This is a genomic window from Streptomyces sp. NPDC046759, from assembly GCF_040645475.1.
Taxonomy (GTDB): domain Bacteria; phylum Actinomycetota; class Actinomycetes; order Streptomycetales; family Streptomycetaceae; genus Streptomyces.
The window spans coordinates 114,228-138,234 of record NZ_JBEYYJ010000006.1 but is presented as its reverse complement, the minus strand read 5'-3'; the positions used below and the strand labels follow the sequence as shown (position 1 = coordinate 138,234).

Annotated in this window: 21 protein-coding genes and 3 pseudogenes; 13 read left to right on the top strand and 11 right to left on the bottom strand. The window is 70.8% G+C overall.

Annotated features, from left to right (window positions below):
* Positions 1 to 120: 120 nt before the first annotated feature.
* On the bottom strand, positions 121 to 1,092 hold the full coding sequence (locus ABZ919_RS10675; RefSeq protein WP_361245278.1) for a pirin family protein: 972 nt from the start codon (positions 1,090 to 1,092) through the stop codon (positions 121 to 123).
* Between the two features lie 709 nt (positions 1,093 to 1,801).
* A complete protein-coding gene (locus ABZ919_RS10670) occupies positions 1,802 to 2,275 on the bottom strand; it encodes an SseB family protein (protein ID WP_361245275.1) in 474 nt (157 codons plus the stop codon).
* A gap of 329 nt (positions 2,276 to 2,604) precedes the next feature.
* Between ABZ919_RS10670 and ABZ919_RS10665 the strand changes: the two genes are divergently transcribed.
* The 6 genes and pseudogenes from ABZ919_RS10665 to ABZ919_RS10640 all read left to right on the top strand — a co-directional run.
* On the top strand, positions 2,605 to 4,431 hold the full coding sequence (locus tag ABZ919_RS10665) for an acyl-CoA dehydrogenase (protein ID WP_361245272.1): 1,827 nt from the start codon (positions 2,605 to 2,607) through the stop codon (positions 4,429 to 4,431).
* A 124-nt stretch (positions 4,432 to 4,555) separates the two neighbouring features.
* On the top strand, positions 4,556 to 5,854 hold the full coding sequence (locus ABZ919_RS10660; RefSeq protein WP_361245269.1) for a M18 family aminopeptidase: 1,299 nt from the start codon (positions 4,556 to 4,558) through the stop codon (positions 5,852 to 5,854).
* Between the two features lie 120 nt (positions 5,855 to 5,974).
* Entirely contained in the window at positions 5,975 to 6,229 is a 255-nt protein-coding gene (locus ABZ919_RS10655) for a DUF6458 family protein (protein WP_361245266.1), read from the top strand.
* Between the two features lie 172 nt (positions 6,230 to 6,401).
* A complete protein-coding gene (locus ABZ919_RS10650; RefSeq protein ID WP_361245264.1) occupies positions 6,402 to 7,568 on the top strand; it encodes a glycosyltransferase family 2 protein in 1,167 nt (388 codons plus the stop codon).
* A 42-nt stretch (positions 7,569 to 7,610) separates the two neighbouring features.
* Complete coding sequence (locus tag ABZ919_RS10645; protein WP_361245261.1) at positions 7,611 to 7,775, top strand: hypothetical protein; 165 nt, start codon at positions 7,611 to 7,613, stop codon at positions 7,773 to 7,775.
* A gap of 148 nt (positions 7,776 to 7,923) precedes the next feature.
* Positions 7,924 to 8,069 (top strand): annotated as a pseudogene (locus tag ABZ919_RS10640) (AraC family transcriptional regulator); the annotation flags it as partial.
* Here ABZ919_RS10640 and ABZ919_RS10635 read toward each other — a convergent pair.
* Positions 8,069 to 8,167 (bottom strand): annotated as a pseudogene (locus ABZ919_RS10635) (AraC family transcriptional regulator); the annotation flags it as partial. The pseudogenes ABZ919_RS10640 and ABZ919_RS10635 sit on opposite strands and share 1 nt — an antisense overlap.
* Between ABZ919_RS10635 and ABZ919_RS10630 the strand changes: the two are divergent.
* Positions 8,162 to 8,359 (top strand): annotated as a pseudogene (locus ABZ919_RS10630) (helix-turn-helix domain-containing protein); the annotation flags it as partial. The pseudogenes ABZ919_RS10635 and ABZ919_RS10630 sit on opposite strands and share 6 nt — an antisense overlap.
* Before the next feature lie 31 nt (positions 8,360 to 8,390).
* The gene (locus tag ABZ919_RS10625; RefSeq protein ID WP_361245258.1) at positions 8,391 to 8,885 is read left to right on the top strand and encodes an LURP-one-related family protein; all 495 of its coding nucleotides are present in this window, start codon (positions 8,391 to 8,393) and stop codon (positions 8,883 to 8,885) included.
* Positions 8,886 to 8,894: 9 nt separating this feature from the next.
* Here the strand turns inward: ABZ919_RS10625 and ABZ919_RS10620 are convergent, their stop codons facing one another.
* Positions 8,895 to 9,695, bottom strand: coding sequence for a carbon-nitrogen family hydrolase (locus ABZ919_RS10620; RefSeq protein ID WP_361245255.1), 801 nt, complete (start codon positions 9,693 to 9,695; stop codon positions 8,895 to 8,897).
* Positions 9,696 to 9,877: 182 nt separating this feature from the next.
* Here ABZ919_RS10620 and ABZ919_RS10615 point away from each other — a divergent pair, with 182 nt between their 5' ends.
* Complete coding sequence (locus tag ABZ919_RS10615; protein WP_361245253.1) at positions 9,878 to 10,702, top strand: maleylpyruvate isomerase family mycothiol-dependent enzyme; 825 nt, start codon at positions 9,878 to 9,880, stop codon at positions 10,700 to 10,702.
* A gap of 464 nt (positions 10,703 to 11,166) precedes the next feature.
* Here ABZ919_RS10615 and ABZ919_RS10610 read toward each other — a convergent pair whose 3' ends face one another.
* Together ABZ919_RS10610 and ABZ919_RS10605 are read right to left on the bottom strand one after the other, a co-directional pair.
* A complete protein-coding gene (locus ABZ919_RS10610) occupies positions 11,167 to 12,477 on the bottom strand; it encodes an MFS transporter (RefSeq protein ID WP_361245250.1) in 1,311 nt (436 codons plus the stop codon).
* Positions 12,474 to 13,151 (bottom strand): GntR family transcriptional regulator, encoded by a 678-nt coding sequence (locus ABZ919_RS10605; protein WP_361245247.1) that lies wholly within the window; start codon positions 13,149 to 13,151, stop codon positions 12,474 to 12,476. Before ABZ919_RS10605 ends, ABZ919_RS10610 begins: the two co-directional genes overlap by 4 nt.
* A 188-nt stretch (positions 13,152 to 13,339) precedes the next feature.
* Here ABZ919_RS10605 and ABZ919_RS10600 point away from each other — a divergent pair, with 188 nt between their 5' ends.
* From ABZ919_RS10600 to ABZ919_RS10590, 3 genes are all read left to right on the top strand, one after another.
* Complete coding sequence (locus tag ABZ919_RS10600; protein WP_361245244.1) at positions 13,340 to 14,251, top strand: D-alanyl-D-alanine carboxypeptidase; 912 nt, start codon at positions 13,340 to 13,342, stop codon at positions 14,249 to 14,251.
* A 124-nt stretch (positions 14,252 to 14,375) separates the two neighbouring features.
* Positions 14,376 to 14,726, top strand: a complete 351-nt coding sequence (locus tag ABZ919_RS10595) for a GntR family transcriptional regulator (RefSeq protein ID WP_361245241.1) — start codon at positions 14,376 to 14,378, stop codon at positions 14,724 to 14,726.
* Positions 14,723 to 15,718 (top strand): DUF1648 domain-containing protein, encoded by a 996-nt coding sequence (locus ABZ919_RS10590; RefSeq protein ID WP_361245238.1) that lies wholly within the window; start codon positions 14,723 to 14,725, stop codon positions 15,716 to 15,718. Before ABZ919_RS10595 ends, ABZ919_RS10590 begins: the two co-directional genes overlap by 4 nt.
* Before the next feature lie 69 nt (positions 15,719 to 15,787).
* On the opposite strand, the gene ABZ919_RS10585 is transcribed toward ABZ919_RS10590, so the two are convergent.
* The 4 genes from ABZ919_RS10585 to pdhA form a co-directional block, all read right to left on the bottom strand.
* Positions 15,788 to 16,582: a hypothetical protein gene (locus tag ABZ919_RS10585; protein ID WP_361245235.1), complete on the bottom strand. Its 795-nt coding sequence runs from the start codon at positions 16,580 to 16,582 to the stop codon at positions 15,788 to 15,790.
* 175 nt (positions 16,583 to 16,757) lie between these two features.
* Entirely contained in the window at positions 16,758 to 18,170 is a 1,413-nt protein-coding gene (locus tag ABZ919_RS10580; RefSeq protein WP_361245233.1) for a dihydrolipoamide acetyltransferase family protein, read from the bottom strand.
* Between the two features lie 11 nt (positions 18,171 to 18,181).
* On the bottom strand, positions 18,182 to 19,159 hold the full coding sequence (locus ABZ919_RS10575) for an alpha-ketoacid dehydrogenase subunit beta (RefSeq protein ID WP_361245230.1): 978 nt from the start codon (positions 19,157 to 19,159) through the stop codon (positions 18,182 to 18,184).
* A gap of 1 nt (position 19,160) precedes the next feature.
* A complete protein-coding gene (pdhA, locus tag ABZ919_RS10570; protein ID WP_361245227.1) occupies positions 19,161 to 20,429 on the bottom strand; it encodes a pyruvate dehydrogenase (acetyl-transferring) E1 component subunit alpha in 1,269 nt (422 codons plus the stop codon).
* A 528-nt stretch (positions 20,430 to 20,957) separates the two neighbouring features.
* Between pdhA and ABZ919_RS10565 the strand changes: the two genes are divergently transcribed.
* Positions 20,958 to 21,974, top strand: coding sequence for a phosphotransferase (locus tag ABZ919_RS10565; RefSeq protein ID WP_361245224.1), 1,017 nt, complete (start codon positions 20,958 to 20,960; stop codon positions 21,972 to 21,974).
* 61 nt (positions 21,975 to 22,035) lie between these two features.
* Here the strand turns inward: ABZ919_RS10565 and ABZ919_RS10560 are convergent, their stop codons facing one another.
* Complete coding sequence (locus tag ABZ919_RS10560) at positions 22,036 to 23,682, bottom strand: protein kinase (RefSeq protein WP_361245221.1); 1,647 nt, start codon at positions 23,680 to 23,682, stop codon at positions 22,036 to 22,038.
* Positions 23,683 to 24,007 lie beyond the last annotated feature (325 nt).

Genomic DNA, 24,007 nt, shown 5'->3' with positions numbered 1-24,007 from the left:
GCGGACAGGCGCGGCGCCCTCCGGAAATGGTCCGTTCGTGTCGGCGCGCCTCCTTGCGCCGCGCACGCAAAAGCCCCGTCCGGCACCCGGACGGGGCTTTTCTCAACCGGCCGGCGCGGCCTACATGCCGCCCTCGGTCATCCCGTGCACCGCCGGGACGGTGCCCAGGCGGCCCTTCTGGAAGTCCTCGAAGGCCTGCATCAGTTCGTCCTTGGTGTTCATGACGAACGGGCCGTAGTGGGCCATGGGCTCCCGGATGGGCCGTCCGCCGAGGAGGACGACCTCCAGGTCCGGGGTGTGCGAGTCCTGCTTCTCGTCCGCGCGGACGGTCATCAAGGATCCGGCGCCGAAGACGGCGGTCTGCCCGAGGTGGATCGGCCGGCGGTCCGTACCCACGCTGCCGCGGCCCGCGAGGACGTAGGCCAGGCCGTTGAAGTCCTCCCGCCAGGGGAGGGTGACCTCGGCGCCCGGGGCGAGGGTCGCGTGGATCATCGTGATGGGGGTGTGGGTGATGCCGGGCCCCTGGTGGCCGTCCAGTTCGCCCGCGATGACCCGCAGCAGGGCGCCGCCGTCGGGCGTCGTCAGCAGCTGCACGCTGCCGCCGCGGATGTCCTGGTAGCGCGGGGCCATCATCTTGTCCTTGGCCGGGAGGTTCACCCACAGCTGCAGTCCGTGGAAGAGACCGCCGGACATCACCAGGGACTCCGGCGGAGCCTCGATGTGCAGCAGCCCTGAGCCCGCGGTCATCCACTGGGTGTCGCCGTTGGTGATGGTGCCGCCACCGCCCTGGCTGTCCTGGTGGTCGAAGGTGCCGTCGATGATGTAGGTGACGGTCTCGAAGCCGCGGTGCGGGTGCCACGGGGTGCCCTTGGGCTCGCCCGGCGCGTACTCCACCTCGCCCATCTGGTCCATCATGATGAACGGGTCGAGGTGGCGGTAGTTGATCCCCGCGAACGCCCGGCGCACGGGGAAGCCCTCGCCCTCGAAACCGCTCGGGGCGGTGGTGACGGCCAGCACCGGACGCGCCACGGCGTCGGCGGGCGCGGTCACACGGGGCAGCGTCAACGGGTTCTCGACGGTCACTGCAGGCATGGTCGGTACCTCCTTGTACACTCAGTTTAGTTGAGCGTTGAACTTTCTGCCACCCCCAACAGAGCGAGTCCTGAGGGAATTCCCCGCGGACCCCAGGGGACCTGCGTCACACAAAGGCGAAGAACACGGCGAGCTCGGCCGTCCCGCAGCCGATCAGCACCGGAACCCCGATCAGCGGCAGCACGACGGGGCCGAGCGCCGGCATCCCCGCCACACCGGCCGGACCTGGCCGTTTCCGTCGGGATCCGCGGGGTCGTACAGGATCGGCGCCCACGCGGTGCCGTGCGTGCCGACGTCCACGCACATGCGCCGCTCGCCACGCGCATCGGCGTCGGCATCGGCATCGGCGTACACGCGGCGCCTGACGAGACGGTCCTCGACGCGCTCCACGGAGGGCGACTCCGGCCGGCCTTCCGCCCCACCACGTGCGCAGCACCCAGGCCGCGCACAGCAGCCACGGGCCGGCCGCCGCGGCCCGGCAGCCGCGGGCAGACAGCCGCAGGCGATCGGCGCGGGGGCACGGAACCGGGCCGCAAAAGGCGCCACCTCTCCGGCGGCCCCCAGCACGCACGCCGTGCGCGCGACCGCCCGACCACCACAGCCGGCGGTGCGCCGAGGGAGAGGCGGCGGTCGACGTCACGCGGGCACAGTAGGCCAACGCACCTGCCCGAAGGGAGCGTTCGGCCTCCGTCCCCGCGGCGGACGGCGTCTAGCCGTACATACGCCGCATCGCGAAGTCGACCATCTGCTCGACCGCCTTCGCGTCGAAGACCATCCGGTGCTCACCCTCCATGTCGAGGACGAAGCCGTAGCCGGTGGGCAGCAGGTCGATCACCTCTGCGCCGGTGATCACGAAGTACTTGGACTCCTTGCCCGCGTACCGGCGCAGCTCCTTGAGCGAGGTGAACATCGGGATCACCGGCTGCTGGGTGTTGTGCAGGGCGAGGAATCCGGGGGTGTCGCCGCGCGGGCAGTACACCTTGGACGTGGCGAAGATCTGCTGGAAGTCCTCGGCGGACATCTGCCCGGTGGTGAAGGCGCGCACCGCGTCCGCGAGGGAGGGCGGGGACGGCTCCGGGTAGAGCGGCGGCTGCTGGCCGTAGCCGCCGACGCCGCCCGGCATCTGCGCTTGCGACGAGGCGTACTGCTGCTGAGCGCCAGCGTTCTGGTCGTAGCCGTACATGGCGCAAGAGTACCGAGCGCGCGCGGCGCGGTGACGCCTCGGGAGGGTTTCCGCGGACATTTCTGTAGCGACCGATACGCAATCCCGCGACCGGGCTCGATCCGGTGGAGATACCGGGCGGTCACCCGCCTTTGGCCGAGCGTCCGGAACGGCGGGCCACCCTGCTCACGGGCGGGCTCCGGGGCCGGGAGGAATAGACCCTTCTCACACTTGGACGGACAGGGGTTGCTTCTTATTACCGGCGGGTAGCATCATGCGGAGCTACTTGTTGGTACGTGAACTAGTGCGAGGAGTCAGTGCCTCGCCGATCTCTCTACGGAGCCGTCGCCATGGGGCACTACAAGTCGAATCTCCGCGACATCGAGTTCAACCTCTTCGAAGTACTGGGGCGCGACAAGGTGTACGGCACCGGCCCGTTCGAGGAGATGGACGTCGACACCGCGAAGAGCATCCTCGAGGAGATGACCCGCCTCTCGGAGAACGAGCTGGCCGAGTCCTTCGCCGACGCCGACCGCAACCCCCCGGTCTTCGACCCGGAGACCAACACCGCGCCGGTCCCGGCGTCCTTCAAGAAGAGCTACCAGGCCTTCATGGACTCCGAGTACTGGCGGCTCGGCCTGCCCGAGGAGATCGGCGGCACCACTTCGCCCCGCTCCCTGATCTGGGCCTACGCCGAGCTGATCCTGGGCGCCAACCCGGCCGTGTGGATGTACTCCTCGGGCCCGGCGTTCGCCGGCATCCTCTTCGAGGAGGGCAACGAGGTCCAGAAGCACATCGCCAAGATCGCCGTGGAGAAGCAGTGGGGCTCCACCATGGTGCTCACCGAGCCCGACGCGGGCTCCGACGTGGGCGCCGGCCGCACCAAGGCGGTCCAGCAGGAGGACGGCTCCTGGCACATCGAGGGCGTGAAGCGCTTCATCACCTCCGGTGAGCACGACATGTCGGAGAACATCCTCCACTACGTGCTCGCGCGTCCCGAGGGCGCCGGCCCCGGCACCAAGGGCCTGTCCCTCTTCCTCGTCCCGAAGTACAACTTCGACTTCGAGACCGGCGAGCTGGGCGAGCGCAACGGCGTCTACGCCACCAACGTCGAGCACAAGATGGGCCTGAAGGCCTCCAACACGTGCGAGATGACCTTCGGCGACCGGCACCCCGCCAAGGGCTGGCTGATCGGCGACAAGCACGAGGGCATCCGCCAGATGTTCCGCATCATCGAGTTCGCCCGCATGATGGTCGGCACGAAGGCGATCTCCACGCTGTCCACCGGCTACCTGAACGCGCTGGAGTACGCCAAGGAGCGCGTCCAGGGCCCGGACCTGGCGAACTTCCTGGACAAGACCGCGCCCAAGGTCACCGTCACCCACCACCCGGACGTGCGCCGCTCGCTGATGACGCAGAAGGCGTACGCGGAGGGCATGCGCGCCCTGGTGCTCCACACCGCCTCGGTCCAGGACACGATCCAGATCAAGGAAGCAGCCGGCGAGGACGCCTCCGCCGAGCACGCGCTGAACGACCTGCTGCTGCCGATCGTCAAGGGCTACGGCTCCGAGAAGGGCTACGAGCAGCTCGCCCAGTCGCTGCAGACCTTCGGCGGCTCGGGCTTCCTGCAGGAGTACCCGATCGAGCAGTACATCCGGGACTCCAAGATCGACACCCTCTACGAGGGCACCACCGCGATCCAGGGCCAGGACTTCTTCTTCCGGAAGATCGTCCGCAACCAGGGCGCCGCGCTGAACTCCCTCGCCGAGGACATCAAGAAGTTCCTGGCGCTCGGCACCGGCGGCGAGGAGCTGGCCGGCGCCCGCGAGCACCTGGCCAAGGCGGCCGTGGAGCTGGAGGCGATCGTCGGCCTGATGCTGACCGACCTCGCCGCCACCGAGCAGGACACCAAGAACATCTACAAGGTGGGCCTGAACACCACCCGCCTGCTCATGGCCTCCGGCGACGTCGTCGTCGGCTACCTGCTCCTCAAGGGCGCCGCGATCGCCGCCGAGAAGCTCGCCACGGCCTCCGCCAAGGACAAGGCCTTCTACACCGGCAAGATCGCCGCGGCGAAGTTCTTCGCGGCGAACGTCCTGCCGGGCGTCACCCTCGCCCGCAAGGTCGCCGCGGACGTCGAGCTGGACCTGATGGAGCTGGACGAGGACGCCTTCTAGGAGCGCGTTCCGGCCGCGTTTCACCTACGGCCTCCAGGAGAACACCACTCAAATCCATCGAATGCTCACACGGGCTCGCTTCCCTACAGGGAGCGGGCCCGTGCACGTCGTTAAGGTGAATCCCATGAGCGCACCAGTCCGCTTCGACCGCGGCCACACCGACGACCTGATGTCCTTCCTGGCGGCCGGCCCGTCCCCCTTCCACGCGGTGGCCAATGCCGCCGAGCGGCTGGAGAAGGCAGGTTTCCGGCAGGTCGCGGAGACGGACGCATGGGATTCCGCGAGCGGCGGCAAGTACGTGCTGCGCGGTGGCGCGATCGTCGCCTGGTACGTTCCCGAGGGCGCCGAGGCCCACACGCCGTTCCACATCGTCGGCGCGCACACCGACTCGCCGAACCTGCGGATCAAGCCGCGCCCGGACAGCGGGGCGCACGGCTGGCGCCAGGTCGCCGTCGAGATCTACGGCGGCCCGCTGATGAACTCCTGGCTGGACCGCGACCTGGGCCTGGCCGGCCGGCTGAGCCTGCGTGACGGCTCCTCCGTCCTGGTCAACGTCGACCGGCCGCTGCTGCGCGTGCCCCAGCTCGCCATCCACCTGGACCGCTCGGTCAGCACCGAGGGGCTCAAGCTCGACAAGCAGCGTCATCTGCAGCCGATCTGGGGCCTCGGCGACGACGTCAGGGACGGTGATCTGATCGCCTTCCTGGAGCAGGAGGCGGGACTCGCGGCCGGCTCGGTCACCGGCTGGGACCTGATGACGCACCCGGTGGAGGCCCCGGCCTACCTCGGCCGGGACCGGGAACTGGTCGCCGGGCCGCGCATGGACAACCTGCTGTCGGTGCACGCGGGGACGGCCGCACTGGCCGCCGTCGCGAACTCCGGCGCACCGCTCACCCGTATCCCCGTGCTGGCCGCCTTCGACCACGAGGAGAACGGCTCCCAGTCGGACACCGGCGCCGACGGCCCGCTGCTCGGATCCGTCCTGGAGCGCTCGGTCTTCGCCCGCGGCGGGACCTACGAGGACCGGGCCCGGGCCTTCGCCGGCACGGTCTGCCTGTCCTCCGACACGGGCCACGCCGTCCACCCCAACTACGCGGAGCGGCACGATCCGACGCACCACCCGCGGGTCAACGGCGGCCCGATCCTCAAGGTCAACGTCAACAACCGCTACGCCACGGACGGTTCGGGCCGCGCGGTGTTCGCCGCGGCCTGCGAGAAGGCGAACGTGCCCTTCCAGTCGTTCGTCTCCAACAACTCCATGCCGTGCGGCACCACCATCGGCCCGATCACCGCGGCCCGGCACGGCATCCGGACCGTGGACATCGGTGTGGCCATCCTCTCGATGCACAGCGTGCGCGAACTGTGCGGCGCCGACGACCCGTTCCTGCTGGCGAACGCCCTGACGGCGTTCCTGGAGGGCTAGCCGAACCTGGCCGTCAGCCGTTCAGAAGCTGGTCGAAGGCCGCTCGACGGCTAGTCGGGCGCTCGCCGGGTACCCGGTCGGTACCGGAGATTCCGGAACCGAAAGGGGAGGCGAGATCTCATGGGGCTCGGCGGATGCATCATCCTCATCGCCGTGGGGGCCATCCTGACGTTCGCGACCGACTGGCACATGCACGGCGTCAACCTCACGGTCGTCGGCGTGATCCTGATGGCCGTCGGCCTGATCGGCGTCGCCACGTTCAGCGGGATCGCCCGGCGCCGGCGGGTCGTGGTCCCGTCGACGCCGGTGGTGGAGGAAGAACCGCACCACCATCACCACCACGGCGACGGCTACGTCGACGGCTACGGCGTGTGAGGACGAAGCCTGAAAGGTACATGACACCCTTAGCCGGGCAGGAGCGGACACCTTGCTCAATCCGTGATCTGAGCCGGGTTGTGGAATTGTGTGAATATCGTGAAGACTCTGGGCTTCAGGGGCCCGGGGGGTAGAGGGACGGCCCCGACGCACCGTCACGGGGGCTTCCGCCATGCTCGACCTCGCCGCGCCGACGGCGGCCGACCCGGCACGCGGAACACGGTCGCGACGTGCCGGGCGGCACGCCACCCGCCGCGCTCACGCGGCACGCGAGGAACCCGCCGTCCGCCCGCGCCTCGCGGTGCTCATCCCGGCCCACGACGAAGAGGACCGCATCGCCGCGGCCATCGAGGGCCTGTGGAAGCAGGCGCGACGCCCGGACCTGATCGTCGTCGTCGCCGACAACTGCACCGACGGCACCGCCGACATCGCCGCGGCGCACGGCGCGCAGGTCTTCCACACCCAGGGCAACACCCACAAGAAGGCCGGCGCCCTCAACCAGGCCATCGCCTGGATCCTGCCCCACATGGACGACCGGGACCTGCTGCTGGTGCAGGACGCCGACACCGTGCTCGACCCCTGCTTCACCGAGACCGCCGAAGGCACCTTCAACCGCAGGGTCGGCGCCGTCGGCGGAGTTTTCTACGGCGAGGACGGCGGCGGACTCCTCGGCCTGCTCCAGCGCATGGAGTTCCACCGCTACGCCTGGGAACTGGAGCGGACCGGCGGCAAGGCACAGGTGCTCACCGGTACCGGGACCATGTTCCAGGCCCGCGTGCTGCGCGAGGTGCGGGCCGCCCGCCGCTCCGGGCTCATCGGCGGCGGCACCGGCTACTACAGCCTCGCCTCGCTCACCGAGGACGACGAGATGACCAAGGCGGTCAAGACCCTCGGCTACCGCACCATGTCCCCGGCCGGCTGCGCCGTCACCACCGAGGTGATGCCCACCCTGCCCAAACTGTGGCACCAGCGGCTGCGCTGGCAGCGCGGCGCCCTGGAGAACCTGCGCGACTACGGCTGGACCAAGGTCACCGCCCGCTACTTCGTCCAGCAGTTCCTGATGGGCTTCGGCGCGCTGTCCTTCCTCGTCTACCTGACCTTCATGGTCACCTCGATCACCTTCTACGGCTGGCCCGGGCTGTCGCCGTTCTGGACCTCGATCGGCCTGATCTTCGTGCTGGAGAAGACGGTCTCCGTACGCCGCGCCGGGCCCGTCGCGGTCCTGGTCGCCGTGCTGATGATCCCGGAGATGCTCTACGACCTGTTCCAGCACGCCATCTACTTCACCTCGCTGTGGGGGCTGCTGCGCCGCACCGAGGAGAAGTGGGTGGCCACCTGAGACCCACCCCCCAACCCCACCGAACGACCGGGAGAACCGCGCATGTACGGAAGAGTGATCGGCGTCGGCACCACCGGCGCCGGAGGTGCCACGCTGGCCGCCACCGGCCTGTGGATGAACAGCATGGCCATGATGGTGGCGGCCACCACGCTGGTGGCCGCCGGGATCGCCGTCTTCAAGCTGGCGCCGCGCCCGCGCCGCCGCTGATCGCACGTCAGGTGTCCTGGCCGTCCACCCCGGCCAGGACCAGCGGCAGCCGGTCCGCCCCGCCCCCGGTGGGGCGGACCGGGACGCCCCCGTCCCGCTGGTGGACGTGACCGGGCGGGGTGCTTCCGGAAAGACCCGCGGACGGGCCCGGGTGCTGCTGGAACCGGACGTGCTGTTCGTGGTCGAGGGCGACGTCCTCACCGCGGCCGGCAGCACCGCCGCCCTCGACCTGGGCCTGCATGCACATCTGGCGCCGCGACCAGGCGCGAACTCGCCAACGCCGTCTCCCGGCGCAGCGGGCCGAGCGACTCGTCGGGCACGTCGGGCACCGGACGCTCCACGAACTGCCGCTGGCCGCCGTCGCGGTGGGCGGCGAAGACGAGAGAACGACTCCGCTGGCCTGGCTCAGCGGGGAGCGGGTGGCGCCGGCCTGCCGGCTGATCGAGCGGGGTGAGGAGCGCCTGGACGTCGTCGCGGCCCGCAGCGGCCTGGGTACGGCGGCGAACCTGCGGGCGCGGCTGCGCCGGGAGACGGGGCTCAGCCCGTCGGCGTACCGGAGGCGCTTCGGACCGGTGGGGCCGTGACGATCAACGCGCGGCGGGGAACGGTACCGGCATGAGACTCCTCGTACACGACCGGCTGCTCGGCATCGGCGACGACTACTGGATCGAGGACGAGCACGGCCGGAAGGTCTTCCTCGTCGACGGCAAGGCCATGCGGCTGCGGGACACCTTCCAGCTCAAGGACGCCCACGGGCGCGTGCTGATCGACATCCACCAGAAGATGCTCGCACTGCGCGACACCATGGTGATCGAGCGGGACGGCGAGGGCCTGGCCACCATCAGGCGCAAACGGCTGTCCCTGCTGCGCAACCACTACCGGGTGGCCCTGGTCGACGGCACCGAGCTGGACGTCAGCGGCAAGATCCTCGACCACGAGTTCGCCATCGAGTACGACGGCGAACTCCTCGCCGTCATCTCCCGCCGCTGGCTGTCCCTCCGGGACACCTACGGCGTCGACATCGTGCGCGAGGACGCCGACCCGGCGCTGCTCATCGCGGTGGCGGTCTGCGTGATCCACCTGGCACAGAAGGAGCGGGAGGACGACTGACCCGCCGCGCTAACCCCGGTGCCGGGGCGGCTGCAGGCCCAGCACGCGGTCCTTCAGCGCCGGGAACTGCTCGCGTGTGGTCGCCACCTTCGCGGGGTCGAAGTCGACGGTGAGGACCTCTTCGTCCGGTCCCGCCTCGGCGAGTACCTCGCCCCACGGATCCACCACGATCGAGTGACCCGCCTGGGGAACTCCCGCATGGGTCCCGGCCGTTCCACACGCGAGCACGAACGCCTGGTTCTCCACCGCCCGCGCCCGGGCCAGCAGCGTCCAGTGCGCGCGCCGGCGCTCGGGCCAGCCCGCCGGGACCACCAGGGTCTCGGCACCGGCGTCGACGAGTCCGCGGAAGAGTTCGGGGAAACGGAGGTCGTAGCAGGTGGCCACGCCGAGCGTGGTCCCGGGCAGCCGTACCGCCACCAGGTCCCGCCCGGCGCCCATCAGGACGGCCTCGCCCTTGTCGAAGCCGAAGCGATGGATCTTGCGGTAGGCGGCGGCAAGCTCACCGGAGGGGGAGAAGACGAGAGAGGTGTTGTAGAGAGGGCCCTCGGGGTCCCGCTCCGGAATCGACCCCGCGTGCAGCCATACACCCGCGTCGCTCGCGGCCTTGGCCATCGCCTCGTACGTCGGCCCTTCGAGCGGCTCGGCCTCCCGGCCGAACTCCTCGTAGGCGAAGGCACCGGTGGTCCACAGTTCGGGCAGGACGACGAGGTCGGCACCGGTCTGTTCCCGGACCAGCGCGGCTACCCGCTGGCGCCGAGAGTCGACCGATTCGTCCTCGTTCACGGCGATCTGGATCAGCGAGGCGCGCACACTACCACCGTCCTGGCATTCGAGTCGTCCACACAGGCCTACGATCGTCACACGAAAGCACTGCCGGGGTGCCTGCAGGCAGCGTAACTTAGCCTCCCAGACGCCCGCCGAAGTGCAGCCGCCGCCCGCTGGCCACGCCGCCACAACCTGCCCGTGTACCGACCGCCGAGGGGTCCCGTTCCGTGAGTCTGCATCCCACCCTCCAGCCCTACGCCGACGCCTGGACGCACTCCATCGAAGCGATATCCGAGATGGTCCAGTCGCTCGCGGAGGGCGAGTGGAACCGGCGGACCCCGTGCCCGGGCTGGTCGGTGCGGGACATCGTGTCCCATGTGATCGGCATGGACTGCGAGATGCTCGGCGACCCGCGTCCGATCCACTCGCTGCCCCGTGACCTGTTCCACGTCACCACCGAGCACCAGCGGTACATGGAGGTGCAGGTCGACGTCCGCCGCCACCACACGGCGCCGGAGATGACGGCCGAGCTGGAGTACACGGTCATCCGCCGCAACCGCCAGCTGCGCAACGAGTCCCGTGACCCCGGCACCACGGTGCGCGGCCCGCTGGGCAAGGACATCACGGTGGAACAGGCCTACCGTGCCCGCGCGTTCGACGTGTGGGTGCATGAGCAGGACCTGCGCGCGGCCCTCGGCCGGCCCGGCAACCTGGACTCGCCCGGCGCGCACATCACCCGGGACGTGCTGCTGGAGGCGCTGCCCAGGGTCGTCGCGAAGGACGCGGAGGCGCCGCGCAGCTCGGCGATCGTGTTCGACGTGCACGGCCCGGTGGAGTTCCTGCGCACGATCCGCGTGGACATCCAGGGCCGCGGCTCCCTGGAATCCGCCCCGGCCCTCGGCCCCGCCGCCGCCCTCACCCTCGACTGGGAGACCTACGTCCGCCTGGCCTGCGGCCGCGTGGCCCCCGAGGCGGTGGCGGACAGGGTGAAGACCGAGGGCGACCCGGACCTGACGGCAGCGATCCTGCGCAACTTCACGGTGACGCAGTAGCCGAAGCGGGTCGGGTCCCTGCGCAACTCCCCGACCGGCGCCACGCACCAAGGAAGCGGGGCGGGTACGGCGAAATCGCCCCGCCGGCGACGCCCGCGGCCCCGGCAGGCAGGGCGGCCCGGCGTCCCACGGTGACGTGCACGGCCGACGGGTGGCAGGTGCGCCACGTCCCGACGGCGACGCTCGCGGCCCAGGCAGGCAGGGCGGGCCCTTTCGGCTTCACCCACCGGCGTCGACCCTCTGCCGAGGGGCAGGCTGGGCAAGCCCAGGGCGGCGCCTGCAGCCGAGACCGCGATGCCTCCTGCCTTCGGCGACGCCCGCAGCCCAACCATGACGCGCTCTACGCCCTGGCGGCGCATGCCGCAGAAACCGTCGCGGGGAGCCGACGGCGGCGAGCGCCCGAGTGGGTCGTCCGGCCCTTCGGGCGACTGGAACCGGGTGGTGCGCGAGGTGGAAGGACTCTGCTAGGCCGCAGGCACGTGCACCGTCTCCACCCGGCTCGCCACCAGCCGCTCACGCTCACGCCGCGCCGCACGCCCTCGAAGCCGCAGAATCTGGGACACCCCGAGAGCCTGCAGCACGAACACCGCCGAGAACGCCACGGTGTAATCGTCCCCGGTCGCGTCCAGCAGCACCCCGACCGCGAACAACGTCGTCATCGAGGCGATGAACCCACCCATGTTGGTGATGCCGGACGCCGTTCCCTGTCGCTCCGGCGGGTTGGCCGGCCGCGCGAAGTCGAACCCGATCATCGAGGCCGGCCCGCACGCCCCCAGCACCGCGCACAGCACGACCAGCAGCCACATCGGCGCATGCGCGCCCGGGTACGCCAGCGTCGCCGCCCACATCGTGGCGGTCGCCCCGACCGTGCCGAGCGCCAGCGGCAGCCGCGCCGCGTGGTGCCGGGCGACGATCTGGCCGTAGACCAGCCCGATCACCATGTTGGACAGCACGACGAGGGTGAGCAGTTCACCGGCCGTGGCCCGGCTGAGCCCCTGCGCCTGCACGAGGAACGGCAGCCCCCACAACAGCAGGAACACCATCGCCGGGAACTGGGTGGTGAAGTGCACCCACAGCCCGAGCCGCGTACCGGGCTCCCGCCAGGCCGCCGCGATCTGCCGGCGGACGTAGGCCGCGCCCCGGTGCGGTGAGGGCTCCGGCTCGTGGCCCTCGGGGTGGTCCTTCAGGAAAAGGAGCGTCAGCACGAGGACCACGACACCCGCGAGGGCGCTTCCCGCGAACGCCGGGGTCCAGCCGATCCCGTGCAGCAACCGTGCGATGACCAGCGTGGAGACCAGGTTGCCCGCCATGCCGACCAGCCCCGCGAGCTGCGCGACCAGCGGCCCGCGCCGCGCGGGGAACCAGCGGGTGCCGAGCCGCAGCACGCTGATGAAGGTCATCGCGTCACCGCAGCCCAGCAGGGCGCGGGAGGCGAGGGCGGCGCCGTACGTCGGGGAGAAGGCGAAGCCGAGCTGTCCGGCCGTGAACAGCACGGCGCCGATACTCAGCACCTTCTTCGTGCCGAGCCGGTCGACGAGCAGGCCGACGGGTATCTGCATGCCGGCGTAGACCAGCAGCTGGAGGATGGAGAACGTCGACAGGGCCGAGGCGTTCACATGGAAGCGGTCGGCCGCGTCCAGTCCCGCCACGCCCAGTGACGTACGGAAGATGACGGCGACGAAGTAGACGGCGACGCCTGTCGACCACACGGTGACCGCGCGCCGGCCGCCCGGCGGATCACCCGGAAGAGTGGCGTCGCCCGCCGGAGCGGTCATCGGACCTCCCCCCGCGCGAGGTGCTCGAACCAGCTCACATGCCGGTGGACGACTCCGACGGCCGCGTCCCCGTCGCCGGCGCGCAGCGCCTCCAGGATCTCCTCGTGCTCGGCGAGCGTCTTGGCGATCCGGTCGGGGTGCGAGTGCATGACGGCGACGCCCATCCTGAGCTGCCGGTCGCGCAGCTGGTCGTAGAGCCGGGACAGGATCTCGTTGCCGCCGCTGCGCACGATCTCGGCGTGGAAGGAGCGGTCGGTCACCGCGGCCGCGGCCAGGTCACCGGCGGCGGCCTGCTGCTTCTGCAGCTCCAGCAGCTCGGTCAGCCGCTTCAGCAGGGCGGGCGGGGCGGGGACGGCCTTGCGGGCGGCGTGCTCCTCGACCAGCTGGCGGGTCTCCACCACGTCGGCGATCTCCTGGGCGGAGACCGGCAGGACCATGGCGCCCTTCTTCGGGTAGAGCCGGATCAGGCCCTCGGCCTCCAGCCGGAGCAGCGCCTCCCGTACGGGCGTGCGGGACACCCCCACGGCCTCGGCCAGCTCGCCCTCCGTGAGCAGGGTGCCGCCCTCGTAGCGACGGTCCAGGACGCCCTGTTTGACGTGCGCGTACACGCGGTCGGCGGCGGGTGGCGGCTTGCCGTGCCGGCGGGCGGGCTGCTGTACGGCCGTCGTCTTCATGCCGACAGGATAGATACAACACGTACGCATGCGGCAGTGGCGTCCAGCATCCGGACGTGACCGACATCACTCGCAGCGCCCACACAACCTTCTGTGCTACTTACGTGTCGCACACGTGCGGCCCTGTTCTCTCCCACCTCAATTCGGCCGCATTCCAGGGGCATTCACGACAATCGGGGTATATCACTTTGATTACCGGCATTAAAGGCACCCGTAGCCCGCGCATCCGCAGAGCCGCCGCCGTCGCCATCACCTCCGGCGCGCTGTTCGCGACCGGTGCCCTCACCGCGGCGCCCGCTCAGGCCGTCACGACGCCCTCGATCGTGGCCAAGGGCGGCTATGTGATGAACAACGCGAGCGGCACGACGCTGTACACCAAGACGGCGGACACCCGCCGCTCCACCGGCTCCACCACCAAGATCATGACCGCCAAGGTCGTGCTCGCGCAGTCGAACCTGAACCTCGACAAGAAGGTCACGATCCAGCAGGCGTACAGCGACTACGTCGTCAAGAACAACGCCTCCCAGGCCCACCTGATCGTCGGCGACAAGGTCACCGTCCGCCAGCTGCTGTACGGCCTGATGCTGCCGTCCGGCTGCGACGCCGCCTACGCACTCGCCGACACCTACGGCTCCGGCTCCACCCGTGCCGCGCGCGTCAGCAGCTTCATCAGCAAGATGAACGCCGCCGCCAAGACGCTGCACCTGACAAACACGCACTTCGATTCCTTCGACGGCATCGGCAACGGCAACAACTACTCGACGCCGCGCGACCTGACGAAGATCGCCAGCAGCGCGATGCAGAACTCCACGTTCCGCACGATCGTCAAGACGAAGGCGTACACCGCCAAGACGATCACCAGGACGGGCAGCACCCGCACCATGCAGACGTGGACCAACACCAACACGCTGCTCTCCAGCTACAGCGGCGCCATCGGTGTGAAGACCGGCTCCGGCCCCGAGGCAGGTGCCTGCCTCGTCTTCGCCGCCACCCGTAACGGCAAGACGGTCATCGGCACGGTACTGGCCTCCACCACGTACGCGCAGCGCGCGGCGGACGCCACGAAGCTCCTCAACTACGGCTTCGCCAAGCTCGGCTGACACCACCTCGAGCGCTCACGGGCCCGTCGCGGAAAGCGGCGGGCCCGTTTCGTGTTCCGGCAGGGCCGGTTCCGCTGACGTCGCGGGACACGATGAAGCTGATGGTGCTAGTGTCATTAACACCATGCTGCTGCGTCTGGACAAGAGTGACACCCGCCCCCTGCACGAACAGGTCGCGGCGGCGATCCGGCGGGCCGTCGCCGAGGGCGAGTGCCGCTCCGGCGACCGGCTGCCCTCGGCCCGTGACCTGTCCACAGCCCTGGACATCAACGTCAACACCGTCCTGCGCGGGCTGCGCGAACTGCGCGACGAGGGCCTGCTGGAGTTCCGCCGCGGCCGCGGGATCACCGTCGCCGAAGGGGCGGACCGGCGCTCCGGACTGCAGATCCGGGTGCGCGAGCTGGTCGCGGAGGCAACCCGGCTCGGCTACAGCCGCACCGACCTCATCGAGATGATCCGGGGGACGACGACATGACGGACGGGAACGAGGAGAAGAACGAGGAGAAAGGCGACCGCGGCCGCACCGCGCCCTGGACCCCCGCGGCATGCGCGGCGGCCGTCGCCGCACTGCTCGCGGCCCTGCCCTGGACGGCACAGGACCGGCTGCCCGGCAGGCTCGCGACCCACTGGCGCGGTGGCGGGGCCCCCGACGGCTCGATGCCGCTGTGGGAGGCCGCCCTGTTCCCGGCCGGCGTCTGGCTGCTGATCGCCCTGGCGGTGAGCGTGAAATGGCGCCGCTCCTGGACGTCACACCGCACCTGGGTGCCGATCACGCTGGCTCCCACCGGAGCGGTCCTCATCGGCACGCAGATCTCCGTCGTCCTCGCCAACCTGGACCGCACGGACTGGCACGACGCCCGCCAGCCGACCCTGGGCATCGCGGTGGCACTGGCCCTGGCGGCGCTCGCCGCAGTGGCGGCCTGGCGGCTGGCCGTCCGCTCCGCCTCGCACACGCCCCCGGCGAACGGTCCGGAACTGGACCTCCCCGACGACGAGCGGGTGATCTGGTTCTCCCGCGTGGCCAACCGCTGGCTCCAGCTGACGGCGGCGCTGACCGGCCTGCTCGCCGTCGCCGCTCTCGTGGCCCTCTGTCTCGGCCTCGTCTCCTCCCCCGTGCTCTGGCCCGTGCTCCTGGGCGGCGCGGTCACCTCGCTCGCCGCCGCTGTCTTCTCCTCCGTCCGGACGACCGTGTCCGAGAGCGGCCTGGAGGTGGCGTTCGGCCCGCTCGGCTGGCCCGCCCGCCGCTGGTCCCCGGCCGCGATCGAGTACGCCCGTGCCGAACAGCGCCTGCCGTCCCAGGTCGGCGGCTGGGGCTACCGCCTCAGCGGCCTCGGCACCACCGTCATGCTCCGCGCCGGGGACTGCCTGGTGATACGCCCCCGCGGCCGCCGTTCGGACTTCGCGGTGAGCGTGGACGACGCCGAGCGGGGCGCGGCCCTGCTGAACGCACTCCGGCGACGGGGCTGATCAGGCCATGGCCGGCACCTCCGGGCCCGTCCGGAAGCCGTCGGGCCCCGCTTCCCCCTCGGCAACGGGTCAGGACCCGCCGCGACGGCCGGCAGCGGCCATGGGGAGCCGGTCGTAGGTCTTGAAGGTGTAGGAGGCGTCGTAGGACAGCAGGTTCCCCTCGGCCGCCGGCAGGCCGAGACGTCGGTCGAGGGGGCCGGTCAGCGGCCCGCAGTGTTCGGCGGCCGGGGCGGTGAAGGTGTCGTCGTACGCCGAGAACTCGATCACCGGAGGGTCCTGGGACACCCACCTGGAAGGGCCGGAGCGCTTGAGCTGGAAGTCGACGGGGGCGCTCGCCCCGATGGTGCAGCCGGGGGGCAGCAAGGGACCGAGGAGGCGGAAGCGAAGGCTGAACTGCCCGGTGTAGGCGTCGAACCGGCCCCCGTACTCCGGCTCGATCGCCAGCCCCAGGACGGCCGCACGATCGCCGGCCGGGGTGCCGGTCAGGCCGCCCGGTACGGCGGTGGGGGTGGTGTGCATCGCGCCCCACACCTGCCCATTGCTGCCGTCGGGCATCGGCCCTTCGGCGTGCGTCATGGTGATCGGTGCGAGTTTCACCGTGACCTTGCCCAGGGTCACCTGTGGGGAGGCCGAGTGCACTTCGCATCTCCATCGGACCGGATCGACGCCGTCGGGCAGTGCCGGGCAGTCACTGAAGTCGGTCCCTGACGAAACGGTGGCACGGGGCGCGGCGTATGCGACGCCCGGTGCCCACACCGCCGCCGCACCGGCGAGGACGGCGGCGCCCGCGAGGGCTGCGCCCGTGGCACCGGCGAGGCGGCGGACGGAGTGACAACGTGGCTTGTCGGCAGGGGATTTCGTCATGACACCAGCGTGCCGCCGTGGCCACGCCACCACCATCCGTGACAACCCGGGCACGCCCCTGACCCACCCCTGATCCCACGTCAGGGAGAGCTCCTTCGCGGCGAGTCGAGGGGGCGGCCGCAACACGAAGGTGCGGCCGCCCCCTCTGGCTTGCCCGGCTACCGGCCCCGGGCGCTCACGCCCAGGTGATCAGCCTCTTGGGCTGCTCCAGGATCGCCGCCACGTCCGCCAGTACCTTCGAGCCCAGCTCGCCGTCCACCAGGCGGTGGTCGAAGCTCAGGGCCAGCGTGGTGACCTGGCGCGGCTTGACCTTGCCCTTGTGGACCCACGGCTGAAGCCTGATCGCTCCGATCGCGAGGATCGCCGACTCGCCGGGGTTGAGGATCGGCGTGCCGGTGTCGACGCCGAAGACGCCGACGTTGGTGATCGTCACCGTGCCGCCCTGCATCGCGGCGGGGGACGTCTTGCCCTCCCTCGCCGTGGACACCAGATCGCTCAGCGCCTCGGCCAGTTGCGGGAGGGTCTTGTCGTGGGCGTCCTTGATGTTCGGCACGATCAGGCCGCGCGGGGTGGCCGCCGCGATGCCCAGGTTGACGTAGTGCTTCTGCACGATCTCCTGGCCGGCCTCGTCCCAGGACGCGTTGATCTCCGGGTTCCGCTTGATGGCGACCAGCAGGGCCTTGGCGATCAGCAGCAGCGGGTTGACCCGCTTGCCCTGCATCTCCTTGTCCTGCTTCAGCTCCTCGACCAGCTTCATCGTGCGGGTCACGTCGACCGTCACGAACTCCGTGACATGGGGCGCCGTGAACGCCGAGCCGACCATCGCCGCCGCCGTGGCCTTGCGCACGCCCTTGACCGGGATACGGGTCTCACGCCCGGTGTCGTACGACGCCGCCGGGGCCGGGATCACGGGCGCGGCCTGAGCGGCGGCCGGGGCGGCTGCCGGCTCGGTGGCCGTGGCCGTGGCGGCCGCGTGGACGTCGTCCCGCGTGATGATGCCGTCCGGGCCGGACGGGGTGATCGTGGCCAGGTCGACACCGAGGTCCTTGGCCAGCTTGCGCACCGGCGGCTTGGCCAGCGGGCGCTTCTCGGCGAGCGGGCCCGCCTCGCCGACCGGACCGTGGCCGTTGAGCTCCGCCTGCTGCTCCCGTCCGGCCGCCGGGACGGTGACCTCGGGGCCCTTGCGGGGCCTGCGCTTGGTGGAGGAGGTCGACACGCCGTAACCGACCAGGACCGGCTGGCGGCCCTTCGGCTCCTCCTCCGCCGCAGCGACTTCCGTCTTCGGCTGCTCCGGCTTCGCCTGCTCCGGGGCCTGAGCCGGCGCCGCGCCGGCCACCTCCACCGCGATGATGGACGTGCCCACGTCGACCGTGGTGCCCTCGGGGAAGCGGAGTTCGCGCACCACGCCGTCGTAGGGGATGGGCAGTTCGACGGCCGCCTTGGCGGTCTCGACCTCGCACACCACCTGGCCGTCGGTGACGGTGTCACCCGGCTGGACATACCACTTGAGGATCTCGGCCTCGGTGAGTCCCTCGCCGACGTCCGGCATCTTGAACTCGCGTACGGACGCTTCCGTCATCGTCGTCACGACCCTCTCCCTCAGTACGCCAGCGAGCGGTCGACGGCGTCGAGCACGCGGTCCAGGTCCGGCAGGTACTCCTCCTCCAGGCGGGCCGGCGGGTACGGGGCGTGATAGCCGCCGACCCGGAGCACCGGGGCCTCCAGGTGGTAGAAGCAGCGCTCGGTGATCCGGGCGGCGATCTCCGCGCCGGAGCCGAAGAACACGGGCGCCTCGTGGACCACGACCAGGCGGCGGGTCTTCTCGACGGAGGCCTGGATCGCATCGAAGTCCAGCGGGGAGACCGAACGCAGGTCCAGGACCTCCAGGTTCTTGCCCTCCTCGACCGCCGCGGCGGCGACCTCCTGGCACAGCTTCACCATCGGGCCGTAGGCCGCCAGGGTCAGATCGGTGCCCTCGCGGACCACCTGGGCCCTGTGCAGTGGGGCCGGGATCGCCTCGAAGTCCACCTCGGCCTTGTCCCAGTAACGCCGCTTGGGCTCGAAGTAGATCACCGGGTCGTCGCTCTGGATGGCCTGCTGCATCATCCAGTACGCGTCGGAGGCGTTGGAGGGGCTGACGATCTTCAGGCCGGCCACGTGCGCGAAGAGCGCCTCGGGGGACTCGGAGTGGTGCTCGACCGCGCCGATGCCGCCGCCGTAGGGGATGCGGACGACCACCGGCATCTTGACCTTGCCCAGGGAACGGGCGTGCATCTTCGCGAGCTGGGTGACGATCTGGTCGTACGCCGGGAAGACGAAGCCGTCGAACTGGATCTCCACCACCGGGCGGTAGCCGCGCAGGGCGAGACCGATCGCGGTGCCGACGATGCCGGACTCGGCCAGCGGGGTGTCGATCACTCGGCTCTCGCCGAAGTCCTTCTGCAGGCCGTCCGTCACGCGGAACACGCCGCCGAGCTTGCCGACGTCCTCACCCATGACCAGGACCTTGGGGTCGGTGTCCAGGGCGCGGCGCAGCGACTCGTTGATGGCCTTGGCCATCGCCATCTTCTCGGCCATGTCAGTGACCCCCTTCAGCGTCAGCGAACGACGCCTGGTAGGCGGCGAACTGCGCTCGTTCCTCGTCGACGAGCGCGTGCCCGTCCGCGTACACGTTCTCGAAGATGGCGAAGTGGTCCGGGTCGGGCATGGCACGGACCGCTTCGCGCACTCGTTTGCCCAACGCCTCGGACTCGGCCTCGAGTTCCGCGAAGAATCCCTCGTCCGTGTGGTTCGAGGCCTCCAGGTACCGGCGAAGGCGGAGGATCGGGTCCTTCGCCTCCCAGGCCAGCCGCTCCTCGTCGCCCCGGTAGCGGGTGGGGTCGTCGGAGGTGGTGTGGGCGCCCATGCGGTAGGTGTACGCCTCGACCAGGGTGGGGCCCTCGCCGCTGCGGGCGCGCTCCAGCGCCCACTTGGTGACCGCGAGGCAGGCCAGCACGTCGTTGCCGTCGACCCGTACGCCGGGGAAGCCGAAGCCCTGCGCGCGCTGGTAGAGCGGGACGCGGGTCTGCTTCTCGGTCGGCTCTGAGATCGCCCACTGGTTGTTCTGGCAGAAGAACACCACGGGGGCGTTGTAGACCGCGGAGAAGGTGAACGATTCGGCCACGTCGCCCTGGCTGCTCGCGCCGTCGCCGAAGTAGGCGATCACCGCACTGTCCGCACCGTCCTTGGCCACGCCCATCGCGTAGCCGGTGGCGTGCAGCGTCTGGGAGCCGATGACGATCGTGTACAGGTGGAAGTTGTTGCTGTTGGGGTCCCAGCCGCCGTTGTTCACGCCGCGGAACATGCCGAGCAGGTTGGTCGGGTCGACGTCGCGGCACCAGGCGACGCCGTGCTCCCGGTAGGTCGGGAAGACGTAGTCGTCGGCGCGCAGCGCCCGGCCGGAGCCGATCTGGGCGGCCTCCTGGCCCAGCAGGGAGGCCCACAGACCGAGCTCGCCCTGGCGCTGCAGCGCGGTGGCCTCGGCGTCGAAGCGGCGGGTGAGCACCATGTCGCGGTACAGGCCGCGCAGCTCTTCGGGGGTGATGCCGGCGACGTAGGCGTCGTACTCGGCGTTCTTGACCCGCTTGCCCTCGGGCGTCAGCAGCTGTACGAGCTCCGGCTCGGTGGTCTTCTTCGCGCGCGTGGCGTGCGCGGCGGTGGTGCTGGTGCGCTTGGTGCCGGTGGCTTGGGACCCGGCGCCGGTCGCGCCGGACTTCGTCCCGGCCGCGCCGGTCTTGCTGCCGGTGGTGCCGGCCTTGCCTGCGGCGCTGCGTCGCGGCTGGCGCGCGGCACTGCTGTCCACGGTCACGTGTGCTCCTCCGTCGTTCCGGCCCCCGGGGTTGCCGGTAGGCCAGTGCGGCTCACCTGTTTCGACCACCGGGCACGGGGTGGGTGCCACTCGGCCGGGAACAGGCGTGACAGGTGCCCCGGCGAGCGCCCTGCAACCATCACGTTACCCAGTGCTCCACATTTCTGTGAAACCCCATCTGACCTGCGATTTTGCTTGGATTTCCAAGTAAATCCCGGAGGGGTGGAAGCGCGCTGGTCACAGCCTTGCGGAAGGCCGGAGCACCCGCACGTTATCCCGCGCACCCAGGTCACGGGAAGAGTTTGCGTGGGAGACCGATCCCTTCCCAAAGAGGGAAAAGCGAAAGAACCGCACGCCGATAAAAAGGATCAAGTGTGTGCCGGGCAGGCAACTGTCGGCCGACAGTTCGCCAGGGTCCATCAGTGACCGAAAGCGACCGGCAGCGACTGCCTGCGACAACCCCCAGCTCACGGCGTCTTTTCGTGCCCTACCATCTGCGGCGTGTCGCGCTCATGTGTACCACCCCTCGTGCCCCACGCGCCCCCTCTGGGCGCCTTGCTGCGCCTGTACGCCGCCGGTGCCGCCCTCACCTGTGAACCGGTCGACCAGGGGCTGCTGAACCGCGGCTACCGGCTGTGCACCACCCGCGGCCGCTACTTCCTCAAGCACCACTTCGACCCCGACACCGCCGACCCGGCCGCCATCGAGCGACGGCATCGCGCCACCCAGCGTCTGGCCGATCTCGGTGTCCCGGTCTCCGTGCCGCTCGCGCACCGCGAGGGCCGCACCGTCGCCGTCGTCGGCGGCCATGCCTACGCGCTGCACCCGTGGATCGACGGCAGGCACCGCCACGGCGGACAGCTCACGCGCGGGGAGAGCGCGCGCCTCGGGGCGCTGCTGGGTGCCGTACACGCGTGTCTGGAGCGCGTGATGCCGCCCAAGGGGCGCACCCGCCCGGCCACCGGCCCGCATCCCGTGGAGAGCGCCGACCCCGACGACACCTTCGCACTCATCGACGACCTGCTCGCCCATGTACGCCGGCACCGCCCCGCCGACGCCTTCGACGAGCTGGCCCGGCACCGGCTGCTGGAACGCCGTGCCCTCCTCGAGCAGCACACGGACCGCCGCCCGCCGCGCGGCGGCTCGGTGGGCTGGGTGCACGGCGACTTCCATCCGTTCAACGTGCTCTACAAGGGGGACGCCCCGGCGGCCATCGTCGACTGGGACCGGCTCGGTGTGCAGCCCCGCGCCGAGGAGGCGGTACGCGCCGCCGCGATCTTCTTCGTGCGGCCCGCGGGCACCCTGGACCTGCCCAAAGTGCGTGCCTACGCGCGCGCGTACCGGCGCGCGGCCGGTGCCGCGCCGTCAGAACTGGCGGCAGCCGTGCACCGGGTGTGGTGGGAGCGGCTGAACGACTTCTGGATGGTGCGCTGGCACTACGAACGCGGTGACACGCGCGCGGACTGCCAGTTCCCGGCCGCGTCGGCACTCGTGGTGTGGTGGACCCGCGAGTACGACGCGGTGTGCGACGCGTTCACCGGCTGACGGCGCCCGCCCTGCCGTCACCGGCTCAGGGGGACGCCGTCGGCGGCGATGCGGGTGTCCTTCAACCGGTGGGGGCGCCGGCGCCGCCGGCCGTGGTGTTCCCGACGGTGGTGCCGGTGTCCGTGCCGGTGTCGGTGCCGCCGTTGGTGGTCCCGGTGTCGGTACCGCCGTTGGTCGTGCCGGTGTCGGTGCCGCCGTTGGTCGTGCCGGTGTCCGTGCCCCCGTTGGAGGGGTCCTGGGACTGCGACGGCGAGGTCTGCGGGTCGGTCGGCTGGTTGGTCGGCCCCGTCGACTGCGACGGCGTCGTCTGCGGGTTTGACGGGGTGTAGCCGGATCCTCCCGAACCCGAGTCCGAACCGTCGTCGGTGGCCGTGTCCGAGGGCTGGTCGGTGGTGTCGTCCGACGGGGTCGGCGAGTCCGAGTGGTCCTTCGTGGACGTCGAGTGCGTCGTCGGCGGCTTGGTGTCGGTGCCGGTGCCGGTGCCGTGACCCGCGCTCTTGAGTGCCAGCGCGACGCCCGCCGCGATCGCGATGACCGCGAGGACGGCGAGGACCCACAGCTTGCCGCGGCCGCTGCCCTTGTTGCCGCGCCCCTCGAAGCCGCCGTCGTCTCCGTTGCCGTACCCCTGGGGCAGGATCGGCTGCGGGATCTGCGCGGTTCCCGCGCCGAAGTGGCCCGGGTGCTGCATCGCGGTCGTCCCCGCGAAGCCGCCCGCAGGGGTGTGCCGGCCGTCGTGCGTCTCCACCGGGCCGGTGTTCCAGGTGCCGGTGTGTCCGCCCTGGTCGTACAGCATCTGCAGGCCGTACTGGACCAGGCCCCGCATCTCCTCGGCCGTCTGGAACCGGTCGTCCGGCTCCTTGGCGAGCGAGCGCATGACCAGGCCGTCCAGCTCCGGCGGGCAGCCGTCGGAGACGTCCGAGGGCGGGGTCGGGATGTCCTGCACGTGCTGGTAGACCACCGACAGCGGGGTCTCACCGGTGAACGGGGGCCGCAGGGCGAGGAGTTCGTACAGCAGGCAGCCGGTCGCGTACAGGTCGGAGCGGTGGTCCACGGCCTTGCCGAGCGCCTGCTCCGGGGACAGGTACTGCGGCGTGCCCATGACCATGCCGGTCTGCGTCATCGTTGTCGACGCCCCGTGCAGGGCGCGGGCGATGCCGAAGTCCATCACCTTGACCGCACCGCTGTTCGTGATGATCACGTTGGCGGGCTTGATGTCGCGGTGCACGATGCCGTGCTGGTGCGAGTAGGCGAGCGCCTCCAGCACCCCGGAGACGATGATCAGGGCCTGCTCCGGGCCCGGTGCCTCGGCGTTCAGCAGCAGGTCGCGGATGGTGCGGCCCTCGACCAGCTCCATCACGATGTACGGCACGGACTGACCGCCGACGAAGTCCTCGCCGGAGTCGTACACGGCGACGATCGCGTGGTGGTTGAGGCCGGCGACGGACTGTGCCTCACGCGTGAAGCGGGCCTTGGAGACCGGGTCCTCGGCCAGATCCGCGCGGAGCAGCTTCACCGCCACGGTACGGCCCAGCCGGACGTCCTCGGCCGCGAACACCTCGGCCATGCCGCCCCGGCCCAGCCGGTGGGTCAGCCGGTAACGGCCGTCACCGACGAGCCCTCCGTTGCCCCATGTCTCCGGCGCGTCCGACATACCGCCGCCACTCGCCTCGGGGTCGGACGGGCCCTGGGCGCGCTGCGTCTGTGCCATCAGTCCTCGCCGTCGTTTCTGCCCGCGGTGCGCGCGGTGTTGTCACGGTCTCCGTCGGCCACGCTACAGCCTCCGCGCTAACCACCGGTTCGGAACCGGAACCGGGACCGGCCGAAGCCGACCGGCCATGAAACCTCTAGCACGCGCTGTCGTGCAAATTCTGTGTGCCGGTCGTACGCCCCCTGTAACGCTTGCGCGACGCTTCTTGCGCGTACGGTCACGGAACGGGCACCGCGCTTGACGTGTCGGTGCCCTGGGGCAGACTTGGCCGGGAATGACACATTCGATCAAGGCCCGTGCGATGAGCGAAGACGCCGGACGGCCA

Excerpts from the sequence above, each read along its gene's own strand:
- ABZ919_RS10675 (WP_361245278.1), bottom strand. The coding sequence starts at position 1,092 with ATGCCTGCAGTGACCGTCGAGAACCCGTTGACGCTGCCCCGTGTGACC.
- ABZ919_RS10670 (WP_361245275.1), bottom strand. The coding sequence starts at position 2,275 with ATGTACGGCTACGACCAGAACGCTGGCGCTCAGCAGCAGTACGCCTCG.
- ABZ919_RS10665 (WP_361245272.1), top strand. The coding sequence starts at position 2,605 with ATGGGGCACTACAAGTCGAATCTCCGCGACATCGAGTTCAACCTCTTC.
- ABZ919_RS10660 (WP_361245269.1), top strand. The coding sequence starts at position 4,556 with ATGAGCGCACCAGTCCGCTTCGACCGCGGCCACACCGACGACCTGATG.
- ABZ919_RS10655 (WP_361245266.1), top strand. The coding sequence starts at position 5,975 with ATGGGGCTCGGCGGATGCATCATCCTCATCGCCGTGGGGGCCATCCTG.
- ABZ919_RS10650 (WP_361245264.1), top strand. The coding sequence starts at position 6,402 with ATGCTCGACCTCGCCGCGCCGACGGCGGCCGACCCGGCACGCGGAACA.
- ABZ919_RS10645 (WP_361245261.1), top strand. The coding sequence starts at position 7,611 with ATGTACGGAAGAGTGATCGGCGTCGGCACCACCGGCGCCGGAGGTGCC.
- ABZ919_RS10625 (WP_361245258.1), top strand. The coding sequence starts at position 8,391 with ATGAGACTCCTCGTACACGACCGGCTGCTCGGCATCGGCGACGACTAC.
- ABZ919_RS10610 (WP_361245250.1), bottom strand. The coding sequence starts at position 12,477 with ATGACCGCTCCGGCGGGCGACGCCACTCTTCCGGGTGATCCGCCGGGC.
- ABZ919_RS10605 (WP_361245247.1), bottom strand. The coding sequence starts at position 13,151 with ATGAAGACGACGGCCGTACAGCAGCCCGCCCGCCGGCACGGCAAGCCG.
- ABZ919_RS10595 (WP_361245241.1), top strand. The coding sequence starts at position 14,376 with ATGCTGCTGCGTCTGGACAAGAGTGACACCCGCCCCCTGCACGAACAG.
- ABZ919_RS10590 (WP_361245238.1), top strand. The coding sequence starts at position 14,723 with ATGACGGACGGGAACGAGGAGAAGAACGAGGAGAAAGGCGACCGCGGC.
- ABZ919_RS10585 (WP_361245235.1), bottom strand. The coding sequence starts at position 16,582 with ATGACGAAATCCCCTGCCGACAAGCCACGTTGTCACTCCGTCCGCCGC.
- ABZ919_RS10575 (WP_361245230.1), bottom strand. The coding sequence starts at position 19,159 with ATGGCCGAGAAGATGGCGATGGCCAAGGCCATCAACGAGTCGCTGCGC.
- ABZ919_RS10560 (WP_361245221.1), bottom strand. The coding sequence starts at position 23,682 with ATGGCACAGACGCAGCGCGCCCAGGGCCCGTCCGACCCCGAGGCGAGT.